The sequence below is a fragment of the Burkholderia sp. Ap-955 genome, assembly GCF_011753045.1.
Taxonomy (GTDB): Bacteria; Pseudomonadota; Gammaproteobacteria; order Burkholderiales; family Burkholderiaceae; genus Burkholderia; species Burkholderia lata_D.
Genome location: NZ_VWWH01000018.1, coordinates 50,070 through 68,911 on the forward strand (window position 1 = coordinate 50,070; position 18,842 = coordinate 68,911).

20 protein-coding genes are annotated in these 18,842 nt (G+C 67.4%); 11 read left to right on the top strand and 9 right to left on the bottom strand.

Features of this window, described 5'->3' with window-relative positions:
- The first annotated feature begins 29 nt into the window (after positions 1–29).
- Positions 30–410, top strand: coding sequence for a DUF5594 family protein (locus tag F3J15_RS13240; RefSeq protein WP_089446187.1), 381 nt, complete (start codon positions 30–32; stop codon positions 408–410).
- 159 nt (positions 411–569) lie between these two features.
- Entirely contained in the window at positions 570–1,937 is a 1,368-nt protein-coding gene (locus tag F3J15_RS13245; RefSeq protein WP_166891561.1) for an MFS transporter, read from the top strand.
- A 31-nt stretch (positions 1,938–1,968) separates the two neighbouring features.
- Here the strand turns inward: F3J15_RS13245 and F3J15_RS13250 are convergent, their stop codons facing one another.
- The 3 genes from F3J15_RS13250 to F3J15_RS13260 all read right to left on the bottom strand — a co-directional run bounded on the left by F3J15_RS13250 (position 1,969) and on the right by F3J15_RS13260 (position 4,330).
- A complete protein-coding gene (locus F3J15_RS13250) occupies positions 1,969–2,562 on the bottom strand; it encodes an AAA family ATPase (protein ID WP_166891564.1) in 594 nt (197 codons plus the stop codon).
- Positions 2,555–3,976 (bottom strand): alpha,alpha-trehalose-phosphate synthase (UDP-forming), encoded by a 1,422-nt coding sequence (gene otsA, locus F3J15_RS13255; RefSeq protein WP_089446189.1) that lies wholly within the window; start codon positions 3,974–3,976, stop codon positions 2,555–2,557. The genes F3J15_RS13250 and otsA overlap by 8 nt, the downstream gene beginning before the upstream one ends.
- A gap of 141 nt (positions 3,977–4,117) precedes the next feature.
- Complete coding sequence (locus tag F3J15_RS13260) at positions 4,118–4,330, bottom strand: hypothetical protein (RefSeq protein WP_069248575.1); 213 nt, start codon at positions 4,328–4,330, stop codon at positions 4,118–4,120.
- A 288-nt stretch (positions 4,331–4,618) separates the two neighbouring features.
- Between F3J15_RS13260 and F3J15_RS13265 the strand changes: the two genes are divergently transcribed.
- Both F3J15_RS13265 and F3J15_RS13270 read left to right on the top strand, forming a co-directional pair.
- Complete coding sequence (locus F3J15_RS13265) at positions 4,619–5,170, top strand: hypothetical protein (RefSeq protein WP_089446190.1); 552 nt, start codon at positions 4,619–4,621, stop codon at positions 5,168–5,170.
- Positions 5,167–5,661 carry a hypothetical protein gene (locus F3J15_RS13270; protein WP_166891568.1) on the top strand — a complete coding sequence of 165 codons (495 nt, stop codon included), beginning with the start codon at positions 5,167–5,169 and terminating at the stop codon, positions 5,659–5,661. The genes F3J15_RS13265 and F3J15_RS13270 overlap by 4 nt, the downstream gene beginning before the upstream one ends.
- Positions 5,662–5,728: 67 nt before the next feature.
- Here F3J15_RS13270 and F3J15_RS13275 read toward each other — a convergent pair whose 3' ends face one another.
- A complete protein-coding gene (locus F3J15_RS13275) occupies positions 5,729–7,066 on the bottom strand; it encodes a nitrate/sulfonate/bicarbonate ABC transporter ATP-binding protein (protein WP_011352844.1) in 1,338 nt (445 codons plus the stop codon).
- Between the two features lie 22 nt (positions 7,067–7,088).
- Positions 7,089–8,846, bottom strand: a complete 1,758-nt coding sequence (locus F3J15_RS13280; protein WP_166891571.1) for an ABC transporter permease subunit — start codon at positions 8,844–8,846, stop codon at positions 7,089–7,091.
- A gap of 510 nt (positions 8,847–9,356) precedes the next feature.
- Between F3J15_RS13280 and F3J15_RS13285 the strand changes: the two genes are divergently transcribed.
- A complete protein-coding gene (locus F3J15_RS13285; RefSeq protein ID WP_011545926.1) occupies positions 9,357–9,623 on the top strand; it encodes a hypothetical protein in 267 nt (88 codons plus the stop codon).
- 42 nt (positions 9,624–9,665) lie between these two features.
- Here the strand turns inward: F3J15_RS13285 and F3J15_RS13290 are convergent, their stop codons facing one another.
- Together F3J15_RS13290 and F3J15_RS13295 are read right to left on the bottom strand one after the other, a co-directional pair.
- Positions 9,666–10,982 carry an ATP-binding protein gene (locus F3J15_RS13290; protein ID WP_166891573.1) on the bottom strand — a complete coding sequence of 439 codons (1,317 nt, stop codon included), beginning with the start codon at positions 10,980–10,982 and terminating at the stop codon, positions 9,666–9,668.
- A complete protein-coding gene (locus F3J15_RS13295) occupies positions 10,966–11,691 on the bottom strand; it encodes a response regulator (RefSeq protein ID WP_009693256.1) in 726 nt (241 codons plus the stop codon). The genes F3J15_RS13290 and F3J15_RS13295 overlap by 17 nt, the downstream gene beginning before the upstream one ends.
- Positions 11,692–11,915: 224 nt before the next feature.
- On the opposite strand from F3J15_RS13295, the gene F3J15_RS13300 reads away from it, so the two are divergent.
- On the top strand, positions 11,916–12,467 hold the full coding sequence (locus tag F3J15_RS13300; RefSeq protein WP_069248580.1) for a periplasmic heavy metal sensor: 552 nt from the start codon (positions 11,916–11,918) through the stop codon (positions 12,465–12,467).
- A gap of 70 nt (positions 12,468–12,537) precedes the next feature.
- On the opposite strand, the gene F3J15_RS13305 is transcribed toward F3J15_RS13300, so the two are convergent.
- A complete protein-coding gene (locus tag F3J15_RS13305; RefSeq protein WP_166891576.1) occupies positions 12,538–13,233 on the bottom strand; it encodes a pirin family protein in 696 nt (231 codons plus the stop codon).
- A gap of 368 nt (positions 13,234–13,601) precedes the next feature.
- Between F3J15_RS13305 and F3J15_RS13310 the strand changes: the two genes are divergently transcribed.
- The 4 genes from F3J15_RS13310 to F3J15_RS13325 all read left to right on the top strand — a co-directional run bounded on the left by F3J15_RS13310 (position 13,602) and on the right by F3J15_RS13325 (position 16,814).
- Positions 13,602–14,384, top strand: coding sequence for an ABC transporter substrate-binding protein (locus tag F3J15_RS13310; RefSeq protein WP_144020652.1), 783 nt, complete (start codon positions 13,602–13,604; stop codon positions 14,382–14,384).
- 232 nt (positions 14,385–14,616) lie between these two features.
- Positions 14,617–15,306: a histidine ABC transporter permease HisQ gene (gene hisQ, locus F3J15_RS13315; protein ID WP_021158491.1), complete on the top strand. Its 690-nt coding sequence runs from the start codon at positions 14,617–14,619 to the stop codon at positions 15,304–15,306.
- Positions 15,303–16,016, top strand: a complete 714-nt coding sequence (locus F3J15_RS13320) for an ABC transporter permease (protein ID WP_059233487.1) — start codon at positions 15,303–15,305, stop codon at positions 16,014–16,016. The genes hisQ and F3J15_RS13320 overlap by 4 nt, the downstream gene beginning before the upstream one ends.
- Before the next feature lie 18 nt (positions 16,017–16,034).
- Positions 16,035–16,814, top strand: a complete 780-nt coding sequence (locus F3J15_RS13325; protein WP_089446196.1) for an ABC transporter ATP-binding protein — start codon at positions 16,035–16,037, stop codon at positions 16,812–16,814.
- Positions 16,815–16,868: 54 nt separating this feature from the next.
- Here the strand turns inward: F3J15_RS13325 and F3J15_RS13330 are convergent, their stop codons facing one another.
- Positions 16,869–17,366 (bottom strand): GNAT family N-acetyltransferase, encoded by a 498-nt coding sequence (locus F3J15_RS13330; protein ID WP_011352855.1) that lies wholly within the window; start codon positions 17,364–17,366, stop codon positions 16,869–16,871.
- A gap of 88 nt (positions 17,367–17,454) precedes the next feature.
- Here F3J15_RS13330 and F3J15_RS13335 point away from each other — a divergent pair, with 88 nt between their 5' ends.
- The gene (locus tag F3J15_RS13335) at positions 17,455–18,426 is read left to right on the top strand and encodes a LysR family transcriptional regulator (protein WP_231937721.1); all 972 of its coding nucleotides are present in this window, start codon (positions 17,455–17,457) and stop codon (positions 18,424–18,426) included.
- Positions 18,427–18,842 lie beyond the last annotated feature (416 nt).

Below are 18,842 nucleotides of genomic sequence, written 5' to 3' on the forward strand. Positions count from 1 at the left end.
ACGATTTTCGACATACAGGAGACGCCGTCATGCAGCCCGAAACCGCCCGCCGTTTCGATACGGAATTCGCCCCGCGCATCGCACAGGCAATCGCCGCCTTCTTCGCCGAACACGTGCTGACCGACGTCGTCCCGTATGGCGGACACGGGCACCCGACGCGCGTGCAGATCCGCAGCGCGCCGCACGAGCACGTAAGCGGCTTCGACCATCCGCTGAACCTCGAACTGACCTGGGACACCGACGAAATCGAGCGGCTGATGGAGTCGGACGGCCCGCAACGCTTCGAGCACTACCTCGCCGCGCTGCCGAAAAAGCTGGGTGCATGGCAGAGCGCGCGCGACATCGATCTCCTGTCGCGCACGCAGGCCGACCCGCTCGTGCGGCTCGGCGGCCTCGACTTCGAAGGCTGAGCGCCGGCGTCGCGCCATGCGGCCCGGTGATACACTCGACCGGCCCCGCTCCGGTGCAGTTGCGCCGGCCGGGCCGCTCATCGCCGCCTCCACCCTTGCACATGGTTGCGCACGCAACCGGCAACCGCGCGCGCGGACAACCACGCCTCTGCTCCCGCCATGAACGCCGATACCGGCCTGCCGCTTCCGCAACGCTACTGGGCGATCGTCTGCGTCGCACTGGGCATCACGCTCGCCGTGCTCGACGGCGCCATCGCGAACGTCGCGCTGCCGACGATCGCGCGCGACCTGCACGCATCCGACGCCGCCTCGATCTGGATCGTCAACGCGTACCAGCTCGCGGTCACGATCACGCTGCTGCCGCTTGCTTCGCTCGGCGAGCGCGTCGGCTACCGCCGCATCTACATCGCGGGGCTCGCGCTGTTCACCGCGGCGTCGCTCGGCTGCGCGCTCGCCGGCTCGCTGCCGATGCTGGCCGTGATGCGCGTGATCCAGGGCTTCGGCGCGGCCGGCATCATGAGCGTCAACGCCGCGCTCGTGCGGATGATCTACCCGTCGTCGATGCTCGGGCGCGGGCTGTCGATCAATGCGATGGTGGTGGCGCTGTCGTCGGCGATCGGGCCGACGGTCGCGTCCGCGATCCTGTCGTTCGCCTCGTGGCCGTGGCTGTTCGCGGTCAACGTGCCGATCGGCATTGCCGCGGTATTCGGCAGCCTGCGCGCGCTGCCGGCCAACCCGCTGCACGACGCGCCGTACGATTTCGCGAGCGCGCTGATGAACGCGTGCGTGTTCGGGCTGCTGATCACGGCCGTGGACGGGCTCGGCCACGGCGAAGGCCATGCGTACGTCGCGGCCGAGCTGGCCGTTGCATTCGTCGTCGGCTACTTCTTCGTGAAGCGCCAGCTGTCGCAGCCGGCGCCGCTGCTGCCGGTCGACCTGATGCGCATCCCGATGTTCGCGCTGTCGGTCTATACGTCGACAGCGTCGTTCACGTCGCAGATGCTCGCGTTCGTCGCGCTGCCGTTCTGGCTGCAGAATTCGCTCGGCTTCTCGCAGGTCGAGACGGGCCTGTACATGACGCCGTGGCCGCTCGTGATCATGTTCGCCGCGCCGCTCGCGGGCGTGCTGTCGGATCGCTATTCGGCCGGCATCCTCGGCGGAATCGGGCTCGCGCTGTTCGCGGCCGGGCTGCTGTCGCTCGCGACGATCGGTGCGCACCCGGGCACCGTCGACATCGTGTGGCGGATGGCGCTGTGCGGTGCGGGCTTCGGGTTGTTCCAGTCGCCGAACAACCGCGCGATGCTGTCGTCGGCGCCGCGCGAACGCAGCGGCGGCGCGGGCGGCATGCTGAGCACCGCGCGGCTGACCGGGCAGACACTCGGCGCCGCGCTCGTCGCATTGATTTTCGGGCTCGCGCCCGATCGCGGGCCGACGATTGCGCTCTATGTCGCCGCGGCATTCGCGGCGGTGGCCGCGATCGTCAGCATGCTGCGCATCACGTCGCCACGGCCGGACACGGCGACCTGACGCCACCGCGCACCGCCTGCGTGGCCGAGCGTCATGCCGCGTCGAGTGCGTCCAGCACGAAGCGCACGCGCGTCTTCACGCTCTCACGCGGCAATTCGATCAGCCGGTAGCCATATGACGTGTAGCAATCGACCATCGCGTCGTAGGTGCGCACGGCTTCCGCGAAGTCCTGCCTGCGTTCGGTGTCCTGCGCATAGATGTCCGGCCACGGCGGCGCGATGAACACGCGCCGGTGGTAGCGGAAACGGCGGGCCGCGGCTTCCGCATGCGCGGGCACCGCGAGCCCTGTCAGCCGTAGATAGCCGACCACGTCCGGCACGCCTCGATCGAAGAACACGGGCCCGCGCGCGTGGCGCGCGAGATCGTACGAGCGCATCTCCCAGCTCAGCATCAGCTCGGCGAACGCCGCCGGGTCACGCCACGGCAGCGCGTGACCGTCGATCGCCATCTGGTCGCGGATCACGCCGCGACCGGCTTCCTGCGACCGCGCGAAACCGGCGTGCTCGAGCGCGTCGAGCAACGTGCTCTTGCCCGAACCGGGGCCACCGGTGAGGATAAAGAAGCGGCGTGCGGCTTCTTCGCTCGCATCGTCGGCGGCGCCGGGCACGTGCACGACCTCACGCATGCGCAACGCGCCGGCCCGCGCGCCGCGTGACCGACGCGGCCGCCGCGACACTGCGCAAGTCGGCAACGAACGTATCGCGCCAGACCGACAGGTCGTTCGCACGCAGCCGCGCGAGGTTCTCCTCGTGACGCGCCTGCCGCTCCGCGAGCGGCATCGACAGCGCGCGCTCGAGCGCCTCGGCCATCTGCGACAGGTCGTACGGATTGACGAGGAGCGCGCCGGTCAGTTCGGCCGCCGCGCCCGCGAACTCCGACAGCACGAGCACGCCCGGATCGGCCGGATCCTGCGACGCAACGTACTCCTTCGCGACGAGATTCATCCCGTCGCGCAGCGGCGTCACGTAGCCCACCTGCGACATCCGGAAGAACGCCATCAGCAGGTTGCGCTCGTACTTGCGGTTCAGGTACTGGATCGGCGTCCAGTCGAGCTGCGAGAAGCGGCCGTTGATGCGGCCGGCCTCGCCCTCGAGCGTTTCACGGATGTCCTGATAGGTCTTCACGTCGGAACGCGTCGGCGGCGCGATCTGCAGGAGCGACACGCGCCCCTGCCAGCCCGGCGCGTTCGCGAGCATCCGCTCGAACGACTGGAAGCGCTCGACGAGCCCCTTCGAATAATCGAGGCGGTCGACGCTCATCACCAGCTTGCGCCCGTCGAGCGCCTCGCGCAGCCTCTTCACCGGCTTGCGCGTGCCGTACTGGACGGCCGCCTGCGCGATCGCGTCGGGATGCACGCCGATCGGATAGGCGGCGACCTTCACGACGCGGCCATGCGCGTGCAGCATCCCGTCGTCGCTCGCCGCGCCGATCCCGCGCCGCTCGATGTAGTCGGTAAACGCCTGCTTGTCGGATTCGGTCTGGAAGCCCGCGACGTCGTACGCGCACATGAACTTCACGAGCTCCTCGTGCGGCGGCACGAGACGCAGCATGTCGGGCGACGGAAACGGAATGTGCAGGAAGAAGCCGATCGGGTTCTTCACACCGAGTTCGCGCAGGTAATGCGCGAACGGCAACAGGTGATAGTCGTGCACCCAGATCAGGTCGTCGGGGCGCAGCAATGCGGCGAGCTGCTTCGCGAGCATCGCGTTCACGCGCAGATAGCCCGCGTACTCCTGGCGGTCGAAGCGCGCGAGATCGCCGCGGTAATGGAACACCGGCCACAGCGTCGCATTCGAGAAACCGCGGTAGTACTGGTCGTAGTCGCGCCGGGTCAGCCCGACCGTCGCGTAGGTGACGTTGCCGTCCCGCTGGATCGCAGGCGCGGTGTCGGGTGCGTCGACGATCTCGCCGTTCCAGCCGAACCAGACGCCGCCCGTTTCCTTCAGCGCGTCCATCACGCCGACCGCCAGGCCACCCGCGCTCGGGCGCGTGTCCTCACCGGCGGCGACACGGTTCGATACCACGATCAATCTGCTCATGCGGCTTCCCCTCCTCGATTCGATTGGCTGGCGCGCGGCGCGCGCCAAGGCGGACACGGCGGCCCGAAGGCGGCCGTGCGGCGATTCAGATGTGAGCAATGCAGGTGTGAATGACAGCGGCGGAATACGGCGGCAACGGCATCAGGCGTCCTGCTCCTGGCCGAGATCCCGCTGATAGTCGAGCCCTTCCGGGCGCGCGCCACCCTGGTTGTGATCGCCGTCGGCCGGCGTCTCGCCGGGCGCGCCGGCGGGCGGTGCCGGCGGCGCGTCGGTCGGCGGACGCGGGCGGTCCGTCTCCGGATGGCCGGTCCCGGCTTCGGGCGGCCGGGGCGAAAGCCGTTTCGAACGGCGCATGGCTGGGTGTCTCATGTGGGTCGCGGCCCGAGGCCGTCGTAGAAACATTCCATAACTCAAAAGTCTAGGTCGCTTCCTTGCATGCCGAGGTAACAATTGCCTTCAATTTGTAACGTTTCGACCCCTCTCGATTCATCTGTTCGACAATGGCCACGCGCGCACGCGCGCGGCCTGCCGTCCGGCGATTTGTCAAAGCTTTGCAGTTTTCCTATGACAATTGCGAAACAATGACGCGGCATGACGGCGTGCATGCGACGCCGCTCACCCAGACAGGACTTGCACTCAGGGATGAACATTCGTTTCGAATCGACGCGCCGGGCCATGCCGGCGCGCGTCGTGCTGGCCGCGTTCGCCACGGCCGCACTGCTGTCCGGCTGCAACTCGCTGTACAGCGAGGGCGCGACAGCCGGCGCCGGTATCGCGGGCGCCGCGATCGCCTCCAAGGTCACCAACAACGCCGCCGTCGCGACGGGCATCGGCCTCGGCGCCGTCGCCGGTGCGCGGGCGGGCGTCCAGTACTCGCAGCGGGTCGCACACCGTTACACCCAGGAACAGATCGCAAAGGCTGCGGGCCCGCTCGATGTGGGCGGCGTTGCGCCATGGTCGACGCACCACTCGTTCCCGATCGAGGACGACGAGCAGGGGCGTGTGACGGTCAGCCGGATGATCAGCATCGGTCCGCTCGACTGCAAGGAAATCGTGTTCGCGGTCGATACGCCCGCGAAACCCGACAAAGCCGCGCAATCGGCCTTCTACGTCGCCACGATCTGCCGCGACGGCCCCGTGTGGAAATGGGCATCGGCCGAACCGGCGACCGAACGCTGGGGCGCACTGCAATGAGCGTCGCGCTCCGTATCGCGGCCATCGGCGTGCTGTGCGCGGCGACGGCCACGCTGTCGGGCTGCGGGTCGGTCGGCGCGGCGAGCGGCGCCCTCGCCGGCGCGGCGACGGGCCTCGTCACCGCGAACCCGGCGGTCGGCGTCGGCGTCGGGATTGCCGTGCAGGCCGCGACCGACGAAGCCGTCAACCGGACGATGAAGCAGCTCCATCAGAACCAGCAGGACGCGATCGCGAAGACGGCCGGCAGCCTGGCCGTCGGCGAAGTGAAGCCGTGGAAGGTGAAGAACACGCTGCCGCTCGAAAACGGCGAAGGCGAAGTGCGCGTCACGCGCGCGTACGCGTCGGCGCTCGCGATCTGCAAGGAATTCGCGTTCTCGGTGAAGGATGGTGACAAGGCCGACTGGTATTTCGCGAATGCGTGCCAGCAAGGCGCGCACTGGAAGTGGGCGTCGGCGGAACCGGCGGTCGACCGGTGGGGGAACCTGCAGTAACCGCGCGATACGCCGCGCATGATGCGCGGCGCACACGCATGCCGGGCCGCACGGCCCGGCACGTCGATCAGGACTCGACGTCCTCGAGACTGAAGATCTCGGTCTGGTCGTTGTACGAGAAGATCTCGCCGTAACGGCCCCAGTCGATCACCGCATCGAGCGTCTCCTCGGCGGCGCCGTCCGACAGGAAATCCTCCAGTTCCTGCTCGAAGCGCACGCGCGGCGCACGATGGCCAGGGCGCTCGTTCAGCACCTTCTTGATCCGCGCGGCGAGCGGCACGTGCTTCAGCAGGTGATCCGCGAACATCAGCTTGCGCTCCTGCGTACCGAATTCCGCGAACACGCGCCCCGGCGGCGTCAGGAACACGTCCCCTTCCCGCACGTCCGCGAAGCCGAGGTACTGCAGCACTTCGGCGATCGGGAACAGATCGTCGACTTCCAGATGCAGCGTGCGCGCGATTTCCGGCATGTCCGCGCGGCCGTGGTACGGCGCCATCGCGAGCGTCTCGATCAGGCCGGCCATCAGGTTGGTCGACACCTGCGGCAGCCAGCTGCCGAGCTCCAGCCCCTTCTTCGTCGCCTCGCCGGTCTGGCGGGCCGTCATCTTCGCGTAGATGTCGTCGACGAGCTTGCGGAACGCCGGGTCGAGCCGGTTGCGCGGATGCTTGAACGGCACCTTGATCTCGGCGATCACGCGGCCCGGGTTCGACGACAGCACGAGGATCCGGTCGCACATGAACACCGCTTCCTCGATGTTGTGCGTGACGATCAGCACCGACTTGATCGGCATCCGGCCCTGCGTCCACAGATCGAGCAGGTCGGTACGCAGCGTCTCGGCCGTCAGCACGTCGAGCGCGGAGAACGGTTCATCCATCAGCAGGATCGTCGGGTCGACGACGAGCGCGCGCGCAAAGCCCACGCGCTGGCGCATGCCGCCCGACAGCTCGCGCGGATACGCGTTCTCGAAGCCGTCGAGACCGATCAGGTCGATCGCGGCCAGCGCCCGCTCGCGCCGCTCACGTGCGCCGACGCCGAGCGCCTCGAGGCCGGCTTCCACGTTCTGCAGCACGGTGAGCCACGGGAACAGCGCGAAGGTCTGGAACACCATCGCGACGCCTTCGGCCGGCCCGCGCAGCGGCTGGCCGAGATAGGTCACTTCACCGCCGGTCGGCTCGATCAGCCCGGCGATGATGCGCAGCAGCGTCGACTTGCCCGAGCCGGAACGGCCGAGCAGCCCGACGATCTCGCCTTCGCGCAGCGACAGGTTCGCATCGTCGAGCACGAGCAGTTCGCCTTGCGTCTTGTTGAAGCCGCGACAGACGTGATCGACGCGCAGGATTTCCTCGCCGAGGCGCGGCGGCTGGTTCGTCTGGACGGGGGCGTTTACAGCATTCGGATTGTGCATCGCGTTTCGCTCTCAATCGGTCTCAGTCGAGCCGCAGCTTCGCTTCGGCGAAGGCATACAGCGGACGCCACAGCAGGCGGTTGAACAGGGTAACGAACAGGGACATCACGGCGATGCCCAGGATAATCTTCGGAAAATCGCCGGCGGCGGTGGTCTGCGCGATATAGGCACCGAGGCCGTGCGCCTCGATCTTGGTATTGCCCCACTGGACGGCTTCCGACACGATGCTCGCGTTCCACGCGCCGCCCGATGCGGTGATCGCACCGGTCACGTAGTACGGGAAGATGCCGGGCAGGATCGCCTGCCGCCACCACTGCCAGCCACGGATGCGGAAGTTCGTCGCCGCTTCGCGATAGTCGTTCGGATAGGACGTTGCGCCGGCGATCACGTTGAACAGGATATACCACTGCGTGCCGAGCACGATCAGCGGCGACAGCCAGATATCGGCGTTCAGGTGGAAGCGCGCGATCACGATCACGAACACCGGGAACAGCAGGTTCGCCGGGAACGCCGCGAGAAACTGCGCGAGCGGCTGCAGCTTTTCGGCGAGCTTCGGGCGCAGCCCGACCCACACGCCGATCGGCACCCAGATCACTGACGCGATGGAGATCAGCACGACCACCCGCAGCAGCGTGATGAGCCCCAGCACCAGCACGTGGCCGACCTCGGCCATCGTCACGCCGGTCGACACGAAGCTGATGACGCGCCACACGATATAGGCCGTGCCGAGCAGCACGAGGGTCGCCCACGCGATGTCGACCGTGCGTGACGCCTTCTTCTCGACTTTCGGCAGCGAGAAGCGCATCGCACCCGACAGCGGCAGCCGCAGCGGAATCCGCGCGGCCCTCGCGAAGAACCAGCCGGCCGGCACGAGCAGTTGATGAATCAGGCGCGTGCGACGCACGAGGTCGAGCAGCCACGATTGCGGCGCATCGCCCGACGCGGTGTTCTCCATCCGGAACTTGTCGGCCCACGCGATCAGCGGGCGGAACAGCAGTTGGTCGTACGCGACGATCACGACCGTCATCGTGAGGATCACCCAGCCGATCGCACCGAGGTTCTTGTCCGAGATCGCCTGCGCGAGATACGCGCCGACGCCCGGCAGCGTGATGGTCTGGTTGCCGACGGTGATCGCCTCCGACGCGACGACGAAGAACCAGCCGCCCGACATCGACATCATCATGTTCCAGATCAGGCCCGGCATCGAGAACGGCACTTCGAGCTTCCAGAAGCGCTGCCACGACGTCAGGTGGAAACCCCGCGACACTTCGTCCAGGTCGCGCGGCACCGTACGCAGCGACTGGTAGAAGCTGAACGTCATGTTCCACGCCTGGCTCGTGAAGATCGCGAAGATCGCCGCGAGCTCGGCGCCGAGCACGCGGCTCGGGAACAGCGCGAGGAAGAACGTGACCGTAAACGAGATGAAGCCGAGCACCGGCACCGACTGCAGGATGTCGAGGATCGGGATCAGCACCATGCCGGCACGCCGGCTTTTCGCGGCGAGCGTGCCGTAGATCAGCGTGAACGCAAGCGACGCGACCATCGCGGCGAGCATCCGCAGCGTGGTGCGCAACGCGTATTCGGGCAGGTTCGACGGGTCGAGCGAGATCTTCTGCGTCTGCAGGGTACCGATCGGCGCCATCGTTTCGTGGAAACCGACGATCGCCATCGCGAGCAGGCAGATGATCAGCGGAAACGCGATGAAATCCCACCGGTTCGGCAGGACGCGCCACGCGGACGCGTTGGCGGTCCGGTTCGGATTGAAGAATCCGACGTCCATCAGGCGCCCTCCCCGGTAAGGCCGAACGAAGCCGGCAGTCGATGTTGATTCATGGCAAAGCGCACGGGTGCGGTAATTCGATTGACTGACGATCGCGCGCGAGCGCGGTGCGCCGTGCGTGCACGCGCTGCCGCGCCCCGGACGAGTCGGCCGCGACGGCACGACACTACACCAACCTGTATTTCAGGTACAACCGTCCGGGAACGGCGCAGGCGGCGCACGGATCATGCCTGGCGCGTGGGCGGATGGCGGGTGCGCGGGTCGAGCAGCCCCGGCCGCAGTCTTTCGGCCGGCATGCAGGCCCGAATTATGCCGTGATCCGGCTCGCCCGGGAACCCGCCAGCCGCACGTACGCGACAAACCATGTCGCGCGTCACCAGCCGGATACGACTAAGCGGGTATGATCAGGGCTGGCCCTCGGGATCTGTTACGGACGGTCCGATGGCAACGCATGCGCGTGCCCGATGTCAACAGGCCCCGGGGATCGATCGACGAGCGGGAGGAAAGGGAATGGCAGGAAACTTGGTGATCGTCTGCCGCGATCAGGATGCCGACGCGTTCTACGAACTGATGCAGGAGTACGGGTCGTTCCAGACGCGGCTGTCGTCGACGGCGTGGTACCTGAACATGAACGTCGTGCCTGAATCGCTGCAGGAGGAAATCCTGGAGCGCCTCGGCCGGTACACGACCGTCTACATCTTCGAGGCCACCACCGTGACCTACAACACCATCGACAGCAACGCGGCCGAGACGCTCGGCACGCTGTTCGGCGAATGACGGCACGCGGCGCCAGCCCGGACGGGCCGGCGCCGCAGCCGCTCATGCGGCTTGTGCGTGGGGTTCGTCCTTCGGCACGACCTCGAACGGGAACGTCATCGCGACGCGCAGGCCGCCTTCGGGGCGGTTGCCGATGTCGCACGCCCCGCCCAGCCTGAGTACGAGCCGCTCGACGATCGCGAGCCCGAGCCCGCTGTGGCCGTTGCCACCTCGCGCGGGGTCGAGCCGCACGAACGGCCGCGTGGCCGCCGCGAGGTCTCGCGGTGCGATCCCGCCGCCGCTGTCGCTGACCGACAGCACGTAGCCGGTCGGCGTGCGCGCCGTCTCGATGAGCACGGGCGGCGCACCGTACGCATGCGCGTTGTCCAGCAGGTTCGACAGGATCCGGTCGAGCGTCGCCGTCGGCAGCCGGAAGCCCGGATCGGCGTCGAGCCGGGTCTGGACCGTCGGCGCGTTCGGCGCGACCGCGCGATAGCTGCGCGCGATCCGCTCGCACGCCTGATCGACCGGCACCGGCTCGCTGCGATCGGACCCGCCGTGCGCAAACACCAGGAATTGATCGACGATGTGCGACATCGAATCGACGTCGCGCACGACGCCGTCACGCAGCCGGGCGTCGTCCATCATTTCCGCCCGCAGCCGCATCCGCGCAAGCGGCGTGCGCAGGTCGTGCGCCACGCCCGCGAGCATCACCGCGCGGTCGCTCTCGGCCTGCGACACCTGTTCCACCATCTGGTTGAAGCCATGCGTGAGCTGGCGCAGCTCGCGCGGGCCGCGCTCACGCAGCGGCGGCACCGGCTGGCCGCGACCGAAGCGCGCGACCGCGCGAGCGAGCGAGCGCAGCGGCTGCTGCAGCTGCCAGGCCGCGAACAGCGCGGCGATCACGCCGGCCGAGAAGATCGTGCCGAGCCACAGCAGCATCCGGTCGAGCGAGCGCGGCGGCCGCAGCGGCTGCACGGGCACCACGATCCAGTTGCGGTCGGTCGGCTCCCTCACCCACAGCACGGGCGGATGGCCGGGCGTGCCGATCTCGACCTGCGTGCCGGGCGGCATGCGGTCGCTCACGTCGTCGCGGAACCGCTTCAGCGGCGGCGGCAGCCCTGCATCGCCGCCCTTCGGCACGTCGGCGCTGTCCGGCGACACGAGCCGCACGCGCGACGGCAGCGGCTGGTCGGGCGTGCGCGCGACGTGCTGGCGCACCGCGTCGACGAGGAACGCGGCCTCCTCGACCGCATAACGCGTCTGCATCTGGTTGCGCTCGAGCCGCATCGCGAAGAACCACGCGAAGTGCGACAGGAGCAGGACGCCGACGACGAGCAGCGCCAGCCGCCCGAACAGTGAATCAATGGGTTTGCGCATGGGCCTCGCCGTCGGGCACGAACACGTAGCCGCGCCCGCGAACCGTCTGGATGAAGCGCGGCGTCGACGGATCCGTTTCGAGGATGCGGCGCAGGCGCCACACCTGGACGTCGATGCCGCGGTCGGTGCCGTCGTACTCGGGCCCGTGCAGCAGCTCGAGCAGCCGCTCGCGCGTGAGCGTGCGCAGCGCATGGTTCACGAAGATCTTCAGCAGCGCGAATTCACTGCTCGACAGCGTGGCCGGCTTGCCGTCGACCGACAGCGTGCGCGCCTGGAAGTCGAGCACGAAGCGGCCGAACGCGAACGGCTCGCGCTGTTCGGGCGCCGCGGCCGACGGCGTCGCGCGGCGGCGGCGCAGTACGGCCTGCACGCGCGCGAGCAGCTCGCGCGGGTTGAACGGCTTGCCGAGGTAGTCGTCCGCGCCGAGCTCGAGCCCGACGATGCGGTCGACGTCGTCCGCACGCGCGGTCAGCATGATCACGGGGATGTCGTCGCCGGCCGCGCGCAACTGGCGCAGCGCGGTCAGGCCGTCGACGCCCGGCATCATCAGGTCCAGCACGATCAGGTCGGGCCGCTCGCGCTCGAGGCGCTTCTCGAGCGTCGCCGCGTCGTGCAGCACGGACACTTCCATCCCCTGGCGCACGAGGTAGTCGCGCAGCAGGTCTCGGAGTTCTTGGTCGTCGTCGACGATAAGGATCTGGGTAGTCATGGTTCGAAGTTTACCGCGCGAGGGCGGAGTCGAAGAACGAAACAAAGGGACGAAAGGGTTACTGCGGGTTACCGCGCAAGGGAACTGTAATGCGCGGTAACCCGGCCACCGCCCCACGTAACACCGGTCGCGGCCTGCATCGCTAACCTGCGTCTTACCGGATGCGGTACCCGGTTTTCCCGGTACCCCATCGCCGGACCCTTTGGATACAAGGAGTTTCTGAAATGTATAAGAAGACTTCCCGCGTGGCCATCGCGGCCGCCACCGTGCTCGCTCTCGCATTCGGCACCGCGCATGCCGCGCAGCCCGACGACATGCCGCCTCCGGGCGGCCCCGGCGCCCACCAGATGCATGGCGGGCACGAAGGCGGCCCGTTCGGCGCGATCATGAAACTGCACGACCAGCTGAAGCTCAACGCGTCGCAGGAACAGCAATGGCAGGCGGCCGTCAACACGATGAAGCAGAACCGTGACGCGATGCGCAAGAGCCACGAGCAGATGCGCGACCAGTTCAAGGCGCAGCAGAACCAGCCGATCCTCGACCTGAGCGCAATGCACTCGGCACGCCAGCAGGCCGAGGCGCAGAACGCGCAACTGCGCGAGCAGACGTCCGCCGCGTGGCTCACGTTCTACAACGGGCTGAACGACCAGCAGAAGACGATGGTCAGCACGGCGCTCAAGCAGCAGTTCGCGAAGATGGAACAGCGCCACGAGAAGATGAAGGAGCGCTGGGAGCAGCATCGCGCGGCCAAGGCCGCGTCGGCGCCGGCGCAGTAAGCCGGCGGGCCGCTCCGTGCAGCGGCATCGAAGGGGACGCGGGCACCGGCCCGCGTCCCCTTTTTGCATGTCAGGCGACGTCGAACAGCAGCACCTCGGCCGCCTGGCCGCGCGCGAACGCCACCGCGTCCACGCCGCCGATCCGCACGCCGTCGCCTGCGGCCAGCGCACAGCCGTTCACCTCGAGGTCGCCGCGTACCACGTGCACGTACGCGCGACGCCCGGCCGGCACGTCGAACGCCGCCGCCTCGTCGCCGTCGATCAGCCCCGCGAAGATGCGGGCGTCCGCACCGATCGGCAGCGCACCGTCGCCACCGTCCGGCGCCGCCACTATCCGCAGCCGGCCGCGTTTCTCGTCATCGGCAAAGCGCGTCTGCACGTAGCCGGGCCGGCCGCCGGCCCCGGCCGGTGCGAGCCAGATCCGCAGCAGGCGCAGCGGCTCGTCACGCGACGCGTTGGTTTCGCTCAGCATGACGCCGGTGCCGGCGCTCACGCGCTGCACGCCGCCCGCGCGGACGATCGCCCCGTTGCCGAGGCTGTCGCGATGCGCGAGCGCGCCGTCGAGCACGTAGGTGACGATTTCCGCGTCGCGGTACGGCCGCATCCCGTAGCCGCGGGTCGGCGCGATGCATTCCTCATTCAGTTCGCGCAACGCGCCGAACGCCGGCGGTCCGCTCCGGCCCGACGCCCGAGGAAAGCTGTGAAGGAATTCGTGCCAGCCATGGCTGCGCTGGTCGCGATCGGCGGCGCGGCGGATCTGGAACATGGGACGGACACTCCGTGAGATGCGTGGTTCTGCCATGCATCACTGTATGAGTGTGCCAATCGCGCCACAATCCGCCGCCTGCGCACCGGATCGTTGCACCGGCGGATGCAATCGACGCAATGGTCATTGCGAATGCGACGATTATCGCAACAGCGGGATCAATGCGTCGAAGAATCGATCGGTCGGCCCGGATTGCCGGTTTCCGGGTATCGCGTTCGGGTAAAATACCGGCCTTTTGGCGTTCGCCGTTCCGGCGGCCGCCATTGCCAGAGCGCCGTTCGGCGATTTTTGGCCGTCTAGAATACGCCGCGGCGCCCGGTCCGACCGGCCGCGAGCGCTCCCGGAAAGTCAGCAACAGAAGGATGGAAATGAAGAAGGCCGCCCTGTGCGCCGCCCTCGCCCTCATGGCGGGCAGCGCCTTCGCGAAGGAGTGGAAGACCGTGCGGATCGGCGTCGACGCCAGCTACCCGCCGTTCGAGTCGACCGCGCCGAGCGGCGAGATCGTCGGTTTCGACGTCGATCTCACCAAGGAAATCTGCAAGCGAATCAACGTGAAATGCGTGTGGGTAGCGCAGGATCTCGACGGGATCATCCCGGCGCTGAAGGCGAAGAAGTACGACGTCATCGTGTCGTCGCTGACCGTCACGGACAAGCGCCGCGAACAGATCGACTTCTCCGACAAGGTATATGACGCGCCGGCGCGGATGATCGCGAAGACCGGCTCGCCGCTGCTGCCGACGATCGTGTCGCTGAAGGGCAAGCGCGTGGGCGTCGAGCAGGGCTCGACGCAGGAAACCTACGCGAAGGCGTACTGGGAACCGCAGGGCGTGACGATCATTCCTTACCAGAACCAGGACCAGGTCTATGCCGATCTCGGCTCGGGCCGTCTCGACGCGACGCTGCAGGACGAGCTGCAGGCCGACTACGGCTTCCTGCGCACGCCGCGCGGCAAGGGTTTCGCGTTTGCCGGGCCGGAAGTGAAGGATCCGAAGACGATCGGCGACGGCACCGCGATCGGCCTGCGCAAGGAAGATACGGACCTGAAGCTCAAGATCAACAAGGCGCTGGCCGACATGCACAAGGACGGCACGTACGACCGGCTGTCGCACAAGTATTTCGCGTTCAGCGTCTATTCGGCTTCGGCCCGCTGAGCAACGAAAAGAAGAGACGACGGATGCGGGGGCGGCCTCGTATCCGGGCAGTACAGGCAGTCAACCACGCGCCGCCCGCCCCCTTGCCCGTCGTTCGCGCGACGGGCGGGCCCGGCACCGATGCCGGGGCGGACGGTCATGATACGCACGGGGCGTTCCGCGCAGCTTGGGCGGAACGCGTCTTTCGCGGCGCACCGCGTGCGCCCTAAGGGACCACACCAGGGACCACTCAATGTTTCTACAAGGTTACGGCCCGCTGATCCTCGCTGGCACCTGGCAAACCGTCAAACTGGCGGTGCTTTCGCTTGCGCTGTCGTTCCTGCTGGGCCTGCTCGGCGCGGGCGCGAAACTGTCGCGCAACCGCTTCACGAACGGCGTCGGCACCGTCTACACGACGCTGATCCGCGGCGTGCCCGACCTCGTGCTGATGCTGCTGCTGTTCTACAGCCTGCAGATCTGGCTGAACATGGCGACCGACGCGCTCGGCTGGGACCAGATCGACATCGACCCGTTCCTCGCCGGCGTGCTCGTGCTCGGCTTCATCTACGGCGCGTACTTCACCGAGACGTTCCGCGGCGCGTTCCTGTCGGTCCCGCGCGGCCAGCTCGAGGCCGGCAGCGCGTACGGGATGACGAACTGGCAGGTGTTCACGCGGATCATGTTCCCGCAGATGATGCGCTTCGCGCTGCCGGGCATCGGCAACAACTGGCAGGTGCTCGTGAAGTCGACCGCGCTCGTGTCGATCATCGGCCTCGCCGACGTCGTGAAGGCGTCGCAGGATGCCGGCAAGGGCACGCTGCGGTTCTTCTTCTTCACGCTGATCGCGGGTGCCGTCTACCTCGCGATCACGACGATCTCGAACTTCGTGCTGATGTGGCTCGAAAAGCGCTACTCGACCGGCGTCCGCAAGGCTGACCTATGATCGAACTCATCCAAGAATACTGGCGCAACTATCTCTACACCGACGGCTATCGCATCACCGGTGTCGCGATCACGCTGTGGCTGCTGGTCGTGTCGATCGGCCTCGGCTTCTGCCTGTCGATACCGCTCGCGGTCGCACGCGTATCGAAGAAGAAGTGGCTGTCGAGCGCCGTGTGGCTCTACACGTACGTGTTCCGCGGCACGCCGCTCTACGTGCAGCTGCTGCTCTGCTACACGGGCCTCTACAGCCTGCAGGCCGTGCGCGGCACGCCGATGCTCGACGCGTTCTTTCGCGACGGGATGCACTGCACGCTGCTCGCGTTCACGCTGAACACCTGCGCGTACACCACCGAGATCTTCGCGGGCGCGATCAAGGCGACGTCGTACGGCGAGATCGAAGCCGCGCGGGCGTACGGGATGTCGACGTTCACGATGTATCGCCGCGTGATCCTGCCGTCGGCGCTGCGCCGCGCGCTGCCGCTGTACAGCAACGAAGTGATCCTGATGCTGCACGCGACCACCGTCGCCTTCACCGCGACCGTGCCGGACATCCTGAAGATCGCCCGTGACGTCAACTCGGCGACCTACATGTCGTTCCACGCGTTCGGCATCGCCGCCCTGCTCTATCTCGTGATCTCGTTCACGCTCGTCTGGCTGTTCCGCCAGGCCGAGCGCCGCTGGCTCGCGTATCTGCGCCCGCAAGGCAAGTAAGTTTTCGCAGGACTATTGATGAATTCCCAGACTCAGAAGCTTTTCGTCGACGATCTGCACAAGCGGTACGGCGACAACGAGGTGCTCAAGGGCGTGTCGCTGAAGGCGAACTCGGGCGACGTGATCAGCGTGATCGGCTCGTCCGGCTCCGGCAAGAGCACGATGCTCCGCTGCATCAACTTCCTCGAGCAGCCGAACGCGGGCCGCATCTTCGTCGACGGCGAGGAAGTGCGCACCGCGCTCGACAAGACGGGCGCGCTGCGCGCGGCCGATTCGAAGCAGCTGCAGCGCGTGCGCACCAAGCTGTCGATGGTGTTCCAGCACTTCAACCTCTGGTCGCACATGAACGTGATCGAGAACGTGATGGAAGCGCCGGTGAACGTGCTCGGCATCCCGAAGAAGGAGGCCGAGGAGCGCGCACGCGAGTATCTCGAGAAAGTCGGCCTCGCGCCGCGCGTCGAGAAGCAGTATCCGTCGCACCTGTCGGGCGGCCAGCAGCAGCGCGTGGCGATTGCACGCGCGCTGGCGATGCATCCGGACGTGATGCTGTTCGACGAGCCGACGTCGGCGCTCGACCCGGAGCTGGTGGGCGAAGTGCTGAAGGTGATGCAGAAGCTCGCCGAGGAAGGCCGCACGATGATCGTCGTCACGCACGAGATGGGCTTTGCGCGCAACGTGTCGAACCACGTGATGTTCCTGCACCAGGGCCGCGTCGAGGAGGAAGGTGTGCCGTCCGAGGTGTTCGCCCACCCGAAGAGCGAACGCCTGCGCGGGTTCCTGTCCGGCAGCCTCAAGTAACGCACGCTGGTCGAGCGGGCGCCCGCGGTTCGCCGCGCGGCGCCCGTTTTGCGTTTACGCGGCGCTCACCGGCGCGCTGTCGGCGAACGCACGCAGTTCGTCGCCCGCGAGCCGGTAGCGCACCCATTCGCTCTGCGGCGCCGCGCCAACGCTCTCGTAGAAGCGGATTGCCGGCTCGTTCCAGTCGAGCACGCTCCACTCGAAACGCCCGCAGCCCGACTCGACCGCGATCCGCGCGAGCGCCTTCAAGAGCCGCAGCCCGGCGCCCGCGCCGCGAAAACGCGGCGACACGTACAGATCCTCGAGATACAGCCCCTGCCGGGCAAGCCACGTCGAATACGAGAAGAAATACACGGCGAAGCCGGCCGGCTCGCCGTCGACCTCGCACATCAGCGCGCGCGCCGGCGATCCCTCGCCGAACAGGCTGCGCTCGAGCGACGCGGGCGTCGCGATCACTTCGTGTTCCGCCTTCTCGTAGATGGCCAGCTCGGTAATGAAACGCAGGATCTGCGGCACGTCGGCGACGGTGGCGGAACGGATGTCGATTTGCACGGGTTGAGCCCTCCTCCGGCCCGGGTGTGAAACGGGGAATGGCGCCGCGCAGCCGCGCTGGCACCCATCAGAGCGTCATGCTACGTTCATGCAGCCCCTGCAGGAAGTGCAGTTTCTTCATCCGGACCTGAACATGATGCATCCCGATCTGCGCCGCCTCGACCTGAACCTGCTCCTCGTGTTCGATGCGCTGTACCGCCACCGGTCCGTCGCCGCGGCCGCGCACGAGCTCGCGTTGAGCCCGTCCGCGTTGAGCCACGCGCTCGCGCGGCTGCGCGACGCGATCGGCGACGCGCTGTTCGTGCGCCTCGGCAACGAGATGCAGCCGACCGTGCGCGCCGACGACATCGCCACGTGGGCCGGCGACGCGCTCGACACGATGTCGAAGGGGCTCGCCCGCGCACGCCGCTTCGATCCCGCACAAAGCGACCGCACGTTCGTGTTCGCGGCGACCGACTACACGGCATTCGCCGTGCTGCCGGCGTTTCTCGCCCGCATCCAGCATGTCGCGCCGCAATTACGGATCCGCGTCGTGCATTCCGACCGGAAGATCTCCGTCGACGAACTCGCGGCCGGCCGCATCGATTTCGCGCTCGGCTACCACGAGGAATCGGCGGCCGACGCGCCGGGCATCGAGGACTTCGACTGGTTCTCCGACGACTACGTCGTGATCGCGAGCGCCACGCATCCGGAGATTCGCCGGCGCCTGACGCTCGACCAGTACTTGGCGGCACGCCACGTGGTCGTCACGCCGTGGAACGAGTCGCGCGGTGTCGTCGACCATGTGCTCGACCGGCTCGGCCTCGCGCGGCAGGTCGCCGTGCAGTTGCCGACCGTGTTGGCCGCGCCGTTCGTGATCGCGGAATCCGCGCTGCTGATGACCGTGCCGAACCGCGCCGCGCAGGCGTTGCGGCACGCGGCGCCGATCCGCCTCTTTCCGGCGCCGTTCGAGATCCCGCGCTACACCGTGAAGGTCTACTCGCACGCGAAGCATGCGCGCACCGATGCGCATCGCTGGATTCGCGCGCAGTTGCTCGACGCAAGGCCCGCCGCTGCCTGACCGACACAGGTCGGTACATCGCGCCGTGCGTTGCCGGACAAGCGTTTCAGGCACCCGCCGGCCCTATCCGGCAGCCGCCCATTCATTACGAAATACTTACCAATTTCTCGTATCCGACGCCTACGCCCGCGCCCTCGCAGCGTCAATAGTGGCAATCCTTGACCCCTGTTTGCAAAATTCGTGTCTCCCTTGCAGGACAAGGGTTTTCCGTTAATTGCAAACCCTTGGCACCCCTGTTGCCCACCGTGTTGCATGGCAATTTGGCGACACGTGTTAGTCAAACAACGATTTCCATCGCCACAAAATTGTATTTTTGCTAAATTAGTAACCAAAGTAGCAAAACGAAGTTCGTGAAATGTAGTTTAGCTTCACGACACTACAAGGAGACCCCGCAGGCCGACCCGGCTGCGCGGGAC